Raw genomic sequence first — 12408 nt, forward strand, 5'->3', positions numbered from 1 at the left:
CATGACGACCGTTGAAGCAACCCAGACCTCACCGGTAGCCGCGACGGCCACCACGACCGGCGGCGGTAACGCGCTGTGGCACGCGGTGGTCCTGGCCAAGCGCAGCCTGATCAAGACCTTCCGCACGCCGGAGGCACTGGTCGATGTCACGCTGCAGCCGATCATCTTCCTGGCGATGTTCACCTATATCTTCGGCGGTGCGATCGCCGGCGGGTCACAACACGAGTACCTGCAGTTCCTGCTGCCGGGGATCATGGCCCAGACCATCGCGATGGGCAGTGTCAGCATCGGGCAGAACCTCAACGAGGACATCCAGAAGGGCATCTTCGACCGCTTCCGGTCGCTGCCGATCGCGCGGTCGGCCCCGCTGGTGGGGACGGTGCTGGCGGATCTGGTGCGCTACCTGATCCTCTTCACCGTGATCATGGTCGTCGGCACCCTGATGGGCTTCCGTGTCCAGACCGGGCCACTGCAGGTGGTGGCGGCGCTGCTGCTCGCGGTCGGCTTCGCGCTCTGCTTCTGCTGGATCTCGGTCTTCGTCGGGATGATCGCTCGCACGCCGGGTTCGGTGCAGGGCATCTTAATGATGCTGTTGCTGCCGCTCACCTTCGCCAGCAGCACGTTCGTCGCGGTGAGCACGATGCCGGGCTGGCTGCAGGCCTTCGTCAACGTCAACCCGATCACCCATCTGGTCGACGCGATCCGCAGCCTGCTGCTCGGCACGCCCATGGGCAACCACCTGATATGGCTGCTGGTCTGGATGGTGGGTCTGCTGGTGGTCTTCGTGCCGCTGGCGCTGCGGGCCTATCGCCGCCGGGCCTAGAAGTCGGGGAACAGCCGGACCGGGTCGACGTCAGCGATGGCGTCGGCCCGGTCTTTGCTACGTCCCTTCGCGTACGCCGCGTCGAACCCTTCGCCCAGATCGCCCCGCAGTCGCCGGGTCAGGACGGCGACGATCGGATCACCGGGGTCGTCGATTCCGCGGATCGAAGCGGCTGCGCCGAGGGTTTCGGCAGCCCGCTGCGGGTCGACCCGGCTCAGCGCGGCGGCGGCGGACACGGCGTACGACGCGAGAAGCGGCATGTCAGCGGTGGCGACGGCCGCTGGGTAGGCCGCGTTCAGCGCGCGTATCCCGGCCGCCAGGTCGCCGTCGTGGACCTCCAGTAGTGCAACCGCTGTCTGCAGGATCGCTTGACCGTGGTCGTGGAAGGCGCCCTGCACCGGCTGCGGATCGCCGAGGAGCTGCCGTGCCTGTGCCAAGCGGTCTGGGTCGCCTTCTGCTACAGCGATAGTTGTCAGGAAGGCGTGGGCGAGGTCGGCGCCGACCAGTTCCTGCCATTGCTGGGGCATGTCCTGGATCGCTGAGCGGGCGCCGTCGAAGTCGCCGAGGCGCATCCGCAGATCCATGGCGCGGACCGCGAGGTAGACCTGATCTCCGTTGCGACTCAGCGCCTTGATGAGCTCCTGCGCCTGCAGCAACGTCTCCAGCGCCAGCTGCGGGTCGCCGTCCTGGGATTGCACCTGCGATTGGCGCACCAGGAAGGCCGCGGTCAGCCAGTTGTCGCCGAGAGGTTCGACGAGCTCGCCCAGATCCGACAAGACCGCCCGGACGCCGGACGGATCGCCGGCGTTGTCGGCGATGTCGACCTGGGTCTGCAGCACCGCGGCCCGCAGCCATTGCGTCTCCTGGCGCAGCGGGCACTGGGTCAACCGGTGGATGATCTCCGGCACGTCGGTCCATACGGATGCCTGCAGGGCGATGACCTGCAGATGCGGCCACCGGTCATAGGCGGACGGGTCGGTGTCGAGCAGCGTGGCCGCCTGCCGCATGGCTTCCCGCGTGGGTTCCAGGTCGGCAGTCTCCGGTGTCAGTTGAGCCGCTAGGTACAGCAGTTGCACGGCCGCGCGTGAGCTGTCGGTGACGTCACCCGGCGCATCGAGTGCTATTCGCGCCAGGGCCACGGCGTGCTGGTCGTCGTCCAGCATGAACAGCCACCAGCTGAGGTCCAGGATCAGCTCGGCGGCGGCCTCGGCCTGGCCGGTGTCGGCCAGGTAGCGCAACGCGGCCACCAGGTTGTCGTCGTCGGCGACCAAGCGGGCCGAAGCCTCGGTCTGTTCGGGTCCGCGCAACCGTGCGTCCTGGGTGCGGGCCAGATCCATGGCCCACCGGGCGTGGGCCTCGCGGACCGTCGCCGCTAGTCCGGCCTGCGCCAACTGGTTCAGACTGAATTCCCGGATGGTTTCGAGCATGCGGTAGCGGACTGTTCCCGCCGCTCGGTCGACGACCAGCAGCGACTTGTCCGCCAGTGACGCCAGGTGCAGCTCGACATCCGGGATCGCGGTCACGGCCGCTGCCGCGACCGCATCCGCGCCCCCGAAAAGACCGAAAAGCGTTGCAGCAGATCGCGTTCGACCGGGTCGAGGAGGTCCCAACTCCAGGCGACAACCGCGTAGAGCGTGCGATGACGCGGCAGTGCGGTGCGCCGGCCGCCGGTCAGCAGCGCGAACCGGTCGGACAGCCGTTCAGCGATGTCCGCGATGGTCATGGTGCGAACCCGGGCCGCGGCGAGTTCGATCGCCAGCGGCAGCCCGTCCAGGCGTTGCACGATGTCGGTGACGGCCGCCAGGTCAGCCGAAACCACCGGCACGCCCGCGGCGGCTGCACGGTCGAGGAACAACTGCGCGGCCGGGGACGGTTCGAGCGGCGGCAGCGGCCGGATGTGTTCGCCGTCGATGGCCAGGGGTTCGCGACTGGTGGCGATCACCCTCAGCATCGGGGCGCTGACCAGCAGCCGGTCGATGACGTCGGCGGCCTCGTCCAGCAGGTGCTCGCAGTTGTCCACGATGACCAGGGCCGGGCCGGTGCTCAGGGCGCTGGTGAGCAGGGCCCAGTCGTCCACGGAGCGGCCGGCGGCGCGCAGCCGTTCGAAGACGCGTGAGGTCTGCAGATCCAATGCGGCGACAAAGGCGGGCAGCACGGCGTCCGGTTCGCTGACCGGTGCCAGCTCGACGAACCAGACCGGTGCTCGGTGCCGTTCCCGCCACGCGATGCCGGCCTCGGTGGCCAACCTGGTCTTCCCCGCGCCACCGGGGCCGACCAGCGTGATGAGGCGGTGGTCGTCCAGATCGGTGGACAGGCCCGCCAGATCCTGATCTCGCCCGACGAAACTGGTCAACCCGCTGCGCAGTGCGCTGCCGGCGAGGGGCGTTTCCTGTCCGCGCAGCAACTCGGCGTACAGCTCCTGCAGCGCTGCACCCGGGTCGGTGCCCAGCGTGTCGGCCAGGGTCCGGCGCGTCTGCTCGTACGCCGCGAGCGCCTTCGCGGTCTGCCCCTGCGCCCGCAGGGTGCGGATCAGCTGCCCGGCGAAGTCCTCATCCAGCGGGTGCGCCGCGACCAGGTCTCGTAGGCGGGCCGCCAAACCGGTGAGATCTCCTGTCGCAAGGCACGACTCGATGACGGCGTGCTCGGCTTCGATCGCCTGCTGCTCGATCCGTGCGACCAACGGCAGCGCCCACGGCTGGTCGGCGACCAGCGGCAGAGGTGGGCCGTCGAGCAAACCGAGCGCCTCGGCGTACGCCGATGGGTCGCCCAGCCGTCCGCGCGCCACGAACGCCTCGAACCGGTGCAGATCGACGGCGGCAGGGTCGATCGCGAGCCGGTAGCCGGTGCCGGTCTGCTCGATGGTCACGCCGGCGGCCCGGCGCAATCGCGACACCAGCGCCTGCAGCGCGCCGGCCGGATCGGCGGGCAGGTCAGCCCAGATCGCGTCGGTGAGCTCGCCCACCGATACGACACGTCCGGCGTCCACGGCCAGGCGCACCAACAAGGTCTGCAGGCGGCCACCGGCCACCGGGATGACCGAGCCGTCGTCGCTCTCGACCCGAAGGTCGCGCAGGACGGTGATCAGCACATCGCTGATTCTCGCAGCCACCCATCGTCCATACTCGCCCCATGGTGGCACCCACGACAGTTCAGCTGAACCGAGAGCCGGTGGCCTTCGTGCCCGGGGCGGACCTGCAGTGGTCGGGTCAGCTCTACGAAGTGCGGGCGAGGTTGGTCCAGGTCTTGTTGCCGTATTCCCAGACCGGGGTCGGTCAGGAGGGGATGTAGGGAAGGCGACCTAGGAGAGAAGCTGGGCCGACCCGGATAGCGTCTGCAGACTGTGCACCGCGACGCTCAGGCTGGCCAGTCGCCGGGCATCGAGCACTTCCACCGCATCGACCGTGCGGTGGGCGCGCGCCACCAGGTCGTGGTGGTGTCTCGTCCAGCGATCCACAGCGTCCGCGGCGTCCCCGGACCCGGCGTACGTCAGCGTGGAGCGGGTCAACGAGCGTGCGGCACGGTACAACTTATCGCGCAGCCCTTGCCGGGCAAGGACATCCCACCGGTCGTCCCGGCCGAGTTCGGAAACCGCCTGCAGCAGCACGTTGATCCGGTGGTGATCCTTGACCGCGAAGTACGTCGCGGCGACCGTCTCAGGATCGGTGTCGGTGACGGCGGCCAGCTCGACCACGTCCAGGAGGCAGAACGCATCGAGCAGCCCGTACACCTTGTCGGTCAGCGCCGGGGGTGCACCGTGTTCGAGGGCCCAGGCCGAACGCATCTCGTGGTTGTCCAGGTCGGCCGGGCGCAACCACTGGGGTAGCCGCTCGCGCAACGCAGCCACCGGACCGGCGAACCTGGCGACTTCGCTTTCGACATCCAGCGGTTGGGGACGGTGCTGCAGCAACCAACAGCATGCGCGTTGGGCGGCACGCCGGGCCTCGACGTGCAGGGTGTCGGTGAGGGTCGTCGACCCGTCCAGCGCCCGGATCGCACCCAGTGTGTCGTCCAACCGGAAGATGCGGCTGGCGATCAGGAATGCGCGGGCCACATCGTCGGTCGAGGCGCCGGTGTCGTTGCTCACCCGGAACGTGAAGCAGAGCCCACCGTCATCGACCAGGCGCCCGGCCAGAGCGGTGCCGACGATTCCGCGACGCAGCGGATGCTGCGCGAACACCTCGTCACCCAGCCTCTGGAGTTGCTGGGGCAGCGCCGCGCGCAGCAGCGCCGTTGTCGCCGGATCGTCGAGGAGGTCCTCGCCCAATTCGGCGCGGATCGCCAGACGGACCTGGGCAGCCAGTGCGCTCAGTTCCGGAGAGGTCAGACCCTCACCCCGCTCCTGCAGCGCCTGCAGCCGCGACTCGTCCGGCAGGTGCAGCAGTGCCCGGTCCAGGCCGTGGTCCGCTTCGAGGCGGGCGAGCATCCGGCGGTGCTCGTCCAGTTGCCGAGGGGCACGCGCCCGGTTGAGTCCGACGGTCTCGTTCTGCAGTTCGTTCTGGCGCAGTACCAGCGACTCGACCGATTCGGTGAGGTCGGCGAGCAGCCCGACGCGTGCGGCAGGGTCCAGCAGGCCCTGGGAGATCGCCCGGTCCACCAGGATCTTCACGTTGACCTCGAGGTCGGAGCACGCGACCCCGGCGGAGTTGTCGTGGGCGTCGGTGTTGATCCGACCGCCCAGGCGCGCGAACTCGATGCGGCCGGCGGGAGTGACACCGAGGTTGCCGCCCTCGGTGACCACCCGGGCGCGCAGTTGCGTGGCATCGATGCGGATCGCGTCATTGGCCCGGTCGCCGACATCGGCGGATGACTCGGTGGAGGCCTTCACATAGGTGCCGATGCCGCCGTTCCAGAGCAGGTCGACCGGTGCGGCCAGGATCGCGCGGATCAGCTGATCCGGTGCGAGCGAATCCACCTCGTCGGGCAGGTCGAGCGCGGCGCGGACCTGGCTGCTGATCGGGATCGACTTGGCCGAGCGCGGGAACACCCCACCGCCGGGGCTGATCAGATCGGGGTTGTAATCAGACCAACTCGACCGGGGCAGATCGAACAACCGCTGCCGCTCCACGAACGCTTCGTCCGGTCGTGGGTCCGGGTCCAGGAAGATGTGCCGGTGATCGAAGGCGGCGATCAGGCGCACGGTCCGCGAGCGCAACAGACCGTTGCCGAAGACGTCCCCGGACATGTCGCCGATCCCGACGACGCTGATGGGGTCGCGCTCGGGGTCCAGCCCGACCTCCCGCAAGTGCCGTCGGGTGCTCACCCAGGCGCCCTTGGCCGTGATGCCCAGCTTCTTGTGGTCGTACCCGATGCTTCCCCCGGAGGCGAAGGCGTCGCCGAGCCAGAAACCACGCTGCAACGCAATGGAATTGGCGACGTCCGAGAACGTCGCGGTGCCCTTGTCGGCGGCGACGACGAGGTAGGTGTCCGGATCGTCGTAGGCGATCACACCCTGCGGTGTCGTCGGCGTCGACCCGTCACCGGCCAGGTTGTCCACGACGTCCAGGAGCGCGCCGATGAACTGCCGGTAGCAGGCCAGGCCCGATTCGCTGGTCGCCGGCGATCGTCGTACGACGAATCCGCCCTTGGCGCCCGCCGGCACGATGACCGCGTTCTTGACGTTCTGAGCGCGGGCCAGGGCCAGTACTTCAGTGCGGAAGTCGGTCGGCCGGTCCGACCAGCGAAGTCCCCGCGCGCAATGGTGTCGAAGCGGATGTGGGTGCCCTCCACCTGCGGTGACGTCACGAAGATCTCGTAGCGCGGCCGCGGAACCGGGACGTCGCGGATCTGCTGGGGCTGGAGTTTGAGCGCCAGGGGCCGCGCGCCGTCCGCCACATCGGGAAGGTAGCGGTTGGTGCGTGCAGTGCCCCGCATCGCCGCGGCGTACGCACGCAGCAAACGGTCCGCATCCGCCGAGATCACCTCATCGATCACCTCGTCCAGCGCCGCGCCCGCAGCGTCCAGGGCGCCGCCGGCCCGGTCGGCGTCACGCTCCGGATTGAACCGGGTGTCGAAGAATTCGGCGAGGGCACGCACTGCCGCCGGGTGGCCGGCCAACGTCCGGGCCATGTCGGCGCCGGTCATCGGGTAGCGGCACTGCTGCAGGTAGGAGCCATAGGCGCGCAGGACTGCGACGTCTCGCCAGCCGAGGGCGGCAGCGGCGGTCAGCGCGTTGAACCCATCGACGTCGGCTCGCTGCTCCCAGCACGCCGTGAAGGCTTCGATGAGCCGGGTCGCGCCGGGTTGATCGAGCGATTCTCCGGGGCTGGCGACCCGGAAGTCATAGACGTAGGCATCGTGGCCATCGGGTCGTACGACGCTGTGCGGGGTTTCGTCGAGGACCTCAAGACCGAAGCTCTGCAGCGCCGGGAGCAGGACACCGAGCGGGAGACGGCGATCCAGACTGAATACCGAGAAGCGGTAGGTCGGCTCGTCCGATCCGTCGGCCTGCGGAGCGACGTCGACCCGGATCTGCCCGCCGCCCAGCGACTCGACGACGGCGGTGTCCCGCAGCGCCCGCTCGAGGGTGGCCACCGCCCGATAGCTGGTCGGCCATCGTCGGGCGTAGCCGCGCACGGAGGGCTGCCCGGCGGCCTGGTGGGCGAAGTTGTCGGCCCATTCCAACGGTGATTGGAAGCTGACGGTTGGTGCAGTGGTCTTCGACATGCTCGGCGGCCTTCGCGGAGTCGGAACAGAATAAATGAGAGTATGATCTTACTTTATGCTCACTGTCAACGGGCCGGAAAGCGGTGGATGGGCGCTTTTACCCAGGCGTTGACAAGTTTGATCGCCTGCACCATGCTCTGCATAAGTAGGAATAAAGTCGTAGTTAACCATCTACCTGGGAGTGCCCATGACCAAGTTGCTGAACTCCGATCCGGTCCCCGGGGTCGGTGCACCGGCCGAGGCGGTTGAACGCGTCCGTCGCGTGTCCCTGCGCCCAGCCGGCTCCGTCGTCACCGGCGACGTCGTGCGTCTGAACATGGGAGAGCCGGACTTCGACACCCCGCAGCCGATCATCGATGCCGCCGTGCAGGCACTGGCGCAGGGTTACACGCACTACGTGGATCTCAACGGCGACCCCGAGTTGCGCGCGCTGATTGCCGGTCAGGCCGGCGCGCTCAGCGGCCGCGAGGTCAACCCCGACCAGGTCCTGATCAGCCACGGCGGCGCCGCCGGCATCACGTCGACGATTCTGGCGACGGTGAACCCCGGGGATCGGGTCATCATCCCCGAACCCACCTACTCGCTCTACGTCGACGCGGTGGCGCTCGCCGGCGGCGTGCCCGTCCAGGTGCCCAATCGCGCCGATCACCACCTCGATCTGGCGGCCATCGACCGCGAGGTCCGACAGGGCGCTGCGCTGATCACGATCTGCAACCCGGTCAACCCCACTGGTGCGGTCTTCTCCGGCGCCGAACTCGCGGCCCTCGGGGAACTGCTACAGGGCACCGACACGCTGGTGATGGTGGACGAGGCGTACGCCAACCTCATCTACAGCGACGAGCCGTTCACCTGCGCACTCGCGGTACCCGAACTTGCCGGGCGGCTCGTCTATGTCCAGACGTTGTCCAAGACCTACGCGATGACCGGTTGGCGGATCGGTTACGTGATCGCCGAACCCGTGGTGGCAGAGGCAATCCGGTTGGTTCACCGGACCTTCAACAGTGCCGTCAACGCGGCGGTCCAGCGGGCCGCGATCACGGCGTTGACGTCCGGCGATGAGTTCACGGCGCCGATGCGGCACACCTACGCAGCGCGCCGGGATCTGGTCCTGGAGCTGGTCGATGCGATCCCGGGGGCGAGCATGGTGGTGCCCGAGGGGGCCTTCTACGCGTTCGTTCGCTATCCGGGGAATCGACCCTCGACGCAGGTGGCGGCCTTGTTGGCGCAACACGGGGTGATCGTGCGCGCCGGCGCTGAGTACGGCCCCAGCGGGGAGGGACACGTGCGGTTGTCCTTCGCTGCCGAGCCGCAGGTCCTGCGCGAAGGTCTGCGCCGCATGGGCGAGGTCTTCGCCAGCCTCTGAATCCACCCTCAAGACGTAACCCGCCTGGTGGACCAGGCGGGTTACGTCTCGTCCTGGTCCGGTGCGAGCGCCTTTAGTGCCGCGTAATAACTGCGGGTCTGGCGACGAATGATCTCCTCGTCGGAGAACCCGACGCGTTCCAGGTCCAGCAGTTCCCGGGGGTCGAACATCAGGTTGAACAAGAAGAGCGCGTACTCGAATTCGTCGTCGGGCACGTCGAATTCACGCATGACCGAGCGAACCGGTCGCTCCCAGGCATCCCGGACGGTGGTGATCACCCCGTCGCGTCCGTGCAGCCGCTCCAGGAAGCCGTCGCGGGCGCGTAGCTGGATCATGGCGGTGCCGTACGTCTTGAGCAGCGTGAGCCATTGGGTGGCCACGGCCTCGAACAGGGCGGTCCGGGTCGCCGGGCAGTCGTGGCTGAAGTCGCGTAGAGAAGCGATCACCCGATGCAGGTACGCGCTCAGGAGCTCATCGAGGGTCGAGTAGTAGCGGTAGGCGGTCGCAGTGGCCAGATCCGCTTTGGCCGCGATGAGCGGCATGGTGGCGTTTGACGGTTCGGTACGCAGGACTTCCCCGGCCGCGTCTAGGAGCTTTCCCTGGTTGCGGACGGCGTCCTTGCGAGGGCTTCTGCGGCCGGCAGCGGGAACCGTGGTCACAGTGATCATTCTACGGAGGTGAATTGGGTGCACAACGCAGCGACGGCCGCGGCGGACCTGGAGGTCCGCCGCGGCCGGCCGTGTGTGCGATTCAGCTCGCCGGCAGCGTCCGGAGGTTGAATTGTTCCAACGTGTCGGTCAGTCCGAGCAGTTCGGTGGTGAAGGCACCCTGCTCGATCTGGCGACGGAACTCATCCTCCTTGGCCTCGCGGGCTTCGGCGGCGGCCAGGGATGCAGCCACCTCGTCCTGGGCGATGACGACCAGACCGTCTCGATCGCCGACGATGACGTCACCGGTGCGCACGGGGGTTCCGGCGATGCTGACGGGTGCGCCGACCGAGCCGCGATAGGTCTTGCTAGTGCCCCGGATGCACAGACCTCGTGCGAAGACGGGGAACCCCAGCTCGATGATCTGAGCGGCGTCGCGAACGGCCCCGTCGATCACCAGGCCGGCCACGCCGACCTTCTGGGCCGCGACGGTCAGGACGTCGCCCCAAGCGCCTGCCTGCAGGAAGCCCCGGGCGTCGGCGACGAGGACATCACCGGGCCGCGCCTGCTCCAGGGCTGCGTGCAGCATGAGGTTGTCCGCGGGACCCGCATCGACGGTCAGCGCCCGACCGACGAGACGGAAACCGGGGTCGATCGGCGCGATCTGCTCGGTGATCGCCCCCGCTGGCCCTGGGCCTCGTAGACGGTGGCGGCGCCAAGGGCCAGGAGACGGGCAGCAGTCTGCGGGCTGAGTTCGGTCATGACAGTTCCTTCGTCGTGCAGCGTGTGGTGGTCTCGGTCGATCGGTCGGGGCGGTTGCCGGTCATACCGCTTCCGCCGTACTGGAAGCCGTAGTGGAAGCAGGAGCGGTGGTAGCCGGCTGGTCGTCGCCGACATGCACGGCGGCCATGTTGCGGACCCGGCGGCGAACCAGGAAGACCAGCACCCCGGCGATGGCCATGCACACGGCCATGATCAGGAACGGCAGGGCGGTGGTCTTGCCTGCTGAGCCCTGCATCCAGCCGAAGCTGAACGGGCCGAGGAATCCGGCGAGATTGCCCGCCGAGTTGATCAGTGCGATACCCGCCGCGGCACTGGCGCCGGTCAGGTAGTCGGCCGGCAGGGTCCAGAATTGCGGCTGCGTCGCCAGGCTGCCGGCGATCGCCAGGCTCATGGCCCCCAGGGCCAGACGTGAGTCGTGCACCGCAATCGCCGTCAGCACGAAGGCGACGATGGCCACGGACAACGGCCCGAGGATGTTCCACAGCCGGGCGTTGGTGCGGGCCGCGATCTGGCCGACCAGGATGATCGCCACGAAGGCACAGGCGAAGGGAATCGCCGTGATCAGGCCGACGTGCAGCGAGGACAGACCTGGCGTCGCCTCCTCGATGATCGAGGGCAGCCAGTAGGTGAGGGCATTGCTGCCGTAGCAGATCAACACGTAGGTCAGGCTCATGACCAGGACGCGCCGGTCGATCAGGGCCCGCAGGAAGGAGCCGGGTGCGTGTTCCTTCTTGACGTCGGCCTCGCCGTCGAGCTGGGTCAGCAGCCAGGCGCGCTCCTCTTCGTCCAGGAAGCTCGCCGTCTGCGGTGAGAGGGGCAGCAGCTTGAACGCCAGCGGGAACAACGCGATGGTCGCCAGGCCCTGCAACAGGACGACCCAGCGCCAGCCGTCCCAGCCGTGCCAGCCCTGCGTCAGGTCGAGCAACCAACCGGACAGCGGGCTGCCGATCATCAGGGCCAGCGGAATGGTCAGGAAGAAGACGCTCATCAACAAGCGGCTGTAGCGGGCGGGGAACCACGTGGCGATGATCAGGAAGATCGCCGGGGCCAGACCGGCTTCGGCAATACCGAGCAGGACGCGTCCGACGTACAGCTGTGCGGGGCTCTGGACGAAGGCGATGAGTGCGGCGACGGCGCCCCAGGTGATCAGGATCCGGGGGATCCACAGTCGCGGACCCCACTTGAGCATGAAGTGGTTACTCGGCACCTCGCACAGGACGTAGCCGAGGAAGAAGATGCCGCTGGCCAATCCGAAGGCCACCGGGCTGAGGCCGAGGTCCTTGGAGATGTGCGGCTTGATGATGCCCAGGTTGGTGCGGTCCAGGTAGGCCATGAAGTACGTGGCCATGAGGATCGGCATGAACCGCAGCATCAGCTTGCGGACGGTGCGGCGCTCGAGTTCCGATTTCACGGGCGCTGCTGCAGCCGGTGAACTGGTCATCTCGGCCTCCTTCGGGGTCGGACCCGGCACTCAGGTGCGGGGTGACGAGGATTCAGAGCGTCTGCCTGAAGTGAGACAAAGGTCGCACATAGGACGGAGAGCGGTCAAGAGTTGCGCCGAAATTTCCCGTAAGTGGCCCAGAAGACTCCAGTATAAGTAGGACAATAGTCCTAGATATATCCGCGCTCCGTACGTCGGTTGCGGTTCTCGGGCACGGTCGATCAGGAGGCAAGAATGCGCAGGTAGCGGCCTTGGCCAACGGTGCGTCAGTCCCACCGCCAGAGCGCCGCGCCGTTTAGGCTTCCGGGGTGAGCGGACTGACGGGATACCTGGTGCTCGGCTGCGTGCTGATCGCCGGGGTCGTGCTGTTCTCCGCGGCCATGGTCATGCGCCGGTTGCTCGCGCCGCGCGCCGTCGTCCCCGCGGGCCTGACGACCTACGAGTCCGGCGTCGACCCGGTGGGATCGGGGTGGGCGCAGGTCAACGTCCGCTACCTGTCGTTCGCCTTCCTCTACGTCATCTTCGCCGTCGACGCCGTCTACCTGTTCCCGTGGGCGCTGGTCCTGCGCGATCACCACCTGGGGCGTACGACGCTGATCGAAGTGGCCGTCTTCGTCGCCATCGTGCTGGTCGGCCTGGTGCACGCCGGGCGGCGTGGGTTGCTGACGTGGGAGGACGACGCGTGAGC

At 68.1% G+C, this 12408-nt stretch carries 11 protein-coding genes and 1 pseudogene; 4 read left to right on the forward strand and 8 right to left on the reverse strand.

Features of this window, described 5'->3' with window-relative positions:
- The first annotated feature begins 1 nt into the window (after position 1).
- Positions 2 to 823: an ABC transporter permease gene (locus tag ACFQBT_RS02715; protein ID WP_377820274.1), complete on the forward strand. Its 822-nt coding sequence runs from the start codon at positions 2 to 4 to the stop codon at positions 821 to 823.
- Here the strand turns inward: ACFQBT_RS02715 and ACFQBT_RS02720 are convergent.
- Both ACFQBT_RS02720 and ACFQBT_RS02725 read right to left on the reverse strand, forming a co-directional pair.
- Positions 820 to 2346, reverse strand: coding sequence for a hypothetical protein (locus ACFQBT_RS02720; RefSeq protein ID WP_377820275.1), 1527 nt, complete (start codon positions 2344 to 2346; stop codon positions 820 to 822). The genes ACFQBT_RS02715 and ACFQBT_RS02720 overlap by 4 nt on opposite strands.
- Positions 2343 to 3932, reverse strand: a complete 1590-nt coding sequence (locus ACFQBT_RS02725) for an AfsR/SARP family transcriptional regulator (protein ID WP_377820276.1) — start codon at positions 3930 to 3932, stop codon at positions 2343 to 2345. The genes ACFQBT_RS02720 and ACFQBT_RS02725 overlap by 4 nt, the downstream gene beginning before the upstream one ends.
- Positions 3933 to 3952: 20 nt before the next feature.
- On the opposite strand from ACFQBT_RS02725, the gene ACFQBT_RS02730 reads away from it, so the two are divergent.
- Positions 3953 to 4111 (forward strand): hypothetical protein, encoded by a 159-nt coding sequence (locus ACFQBT_RS02730; RefSeq protein WP_377820277.1) that lies wholly within the window; start codon positions 3953 to 3955, stop codon positions 4109 to 4111.
- A gap of 10 nt (positions 4112 to 4121) precedes the next feature.
- On the opposite strand, the gene ACFQBT_RS02735 is transcribed toward ACFQBT_RS02730, so the two are convergent.
- Together ACFQBT_RS02735 and ACFQBT_RS02740 are read right to left on the reverse strand one after the other, a co-directional pair.
- Complete coding sequence (locus ACFQBT_RS02735) at positions 4122 to 6464, reverse strand: NAD-glutamate dehydrogenase domain-containing protein (RefSeq protein ID WP_377825321.1); 2343 nt, start codon at positions 6462 to 6464, stop codon at positions 4122 to 4124.
- A gap of 101 nt (positions 6465 to 6565) precedes the next feature.
- Positions 6566 to 7486, reverse strand: a pseudogene (locus ACFQBT_RS02740) (NAD-glutamate dehydrogenase domain-containing protein); the annotation flags it as partial.
- A gap of 187 nt (positions 7487 to 7673) precedes the next feature.
- Here ACFQBT_RS02740 and ACFQBT_RS02745 point away from each other — a divergent pair.
- A complete protein-coding gene (locus tag ACFQBT_RS02745) occupies positions 7674 to 8849 on the forward strand; it encodes a pyridoxal phosphate-dependent aminotransferase (protein WP_377820278.1) in 1176 nt (391 codons plus the stop codon).
- A 41-nt stretch (positions 8850 to 8890) separates the two neighbouring features.
- Here the strand turns inward: ACFQBT_RS02745 and ACFQBT_RS02750 are convergent, their stop codons facing one another.
- The 4 genes from ACFQBT_RS02750 to ACFQBT_RS02765 form a co-directional block, all read right to left on the reverse strand.
- Entirely contained in the window at positions 8891 to 9508 is a 618-nt protein-coding gene (locus ACFQBT_RS02750) for a TetR/AcrR family transcriptional regulator (protein ID WP_377820279.1), read from the reverse strand.
- 91 nt (positions 9509 to 9599) lie between these two features.
- A complete protein-coding gene (locus ACFQBT_RS02755; RefSeq protein WP_377825322.1) occupies positions 9600 to 10172 on the reverse strand; it encodes an RraA family protein in 573 nt (190 codons plus the stop codon).
- The gene (locus ACFQBT_RS02760; RefSeq protein WP_377820280.1) at positions 10115 to 10258 is read right to left on the reverse strand and encodes a hypothetical protein; all 144 of its coding nucleotides are present in this window, start codon (positions 10256 to 10258) and stop codon (positions 10115 to 10117) included. Before ACFQBT_RS02760 ends, ACFQBT_RS02755 begins: the two co-directional genes overlap by 58 nt.
- 61 nt (positions 10259 to 10319) lie before the next feature.
- Complete coding sequence (locus ACFQBT_RS02765) at positions 10320 to 11720, reverse strand: MFS transporter (RefSeq protein WP_377820281.1); 1401 nt, start codon at positions 11718 to 11720, stop codon at positions 10320 to 10322.
- 308 nt (positions 11721 to 12028) lie between these two features.
- On the opposite strand from ACFQBT_RS02765, the gene ACFQBT_RS02770 reads away from it, so the two are divergent.
- Positions 12029 to 12406, forward strand: a complete 378-nt coding sequence (locus ACFQBT_RS02770; protein WP_465252282.1) for an NADH-quinone oxidoreductase subunit A — start codon at positions 12029 to 12031, stop codon at positions 12404 to 12406.
- Positions 12407 to 12408: the final 2 nt, after the last annotated feature.

It is taken from the genome of Branchiibius cervicis, assembly GCF_042661605.1.
Classification (GTDB): Bacteria; Actinomycetota; Actinomycetes; order Actinomycetales; family Dermatophilaceae; genus Branchiibius; species Branchiibius cervicis.

Excerpts from the sequence above, each read along its gene's own strand:
- ACFQBT_RS02760 (WP_377820280.1), bottom strand. The coding sequence starts at position 10,258 with ATGACCGAACTCAGCCCGCAGACTGCTGCCCGTCTCCTGGCCCTTGGC.
- ACFQBT_RS02765 (WP_377820281.1), bottom strand. The coding sequence starts at position 11,720 with ATGACCAGTTCACCGGCTGCAGCAGCGCCCGTGAAATCGGAACTCGAG.
- ACFQBT_RS02730 (WP_377820277.1), top strand. The coding sequence starts at position 3,953 with ATGGTGGCACCCACGACAGTTCAGCTGAACCGAGAGCCGGTGGCCTTC.
- ACFQBT_RS02745 (WP_377820278.1), top strand. The coding sequence starts at position 7,674 with ATGACCAAGTTGCTGAACTCCGATCCGGTCCCCGGGGTCGGTGCACCG.
- ACFQBT_RS02715 (WP_377820274.1), top strand. The coding sequence starts at position 2 with ATGACGACCGTTGAAGCAACCCAGACCTCACCGGTAGCCGCGACGGCC.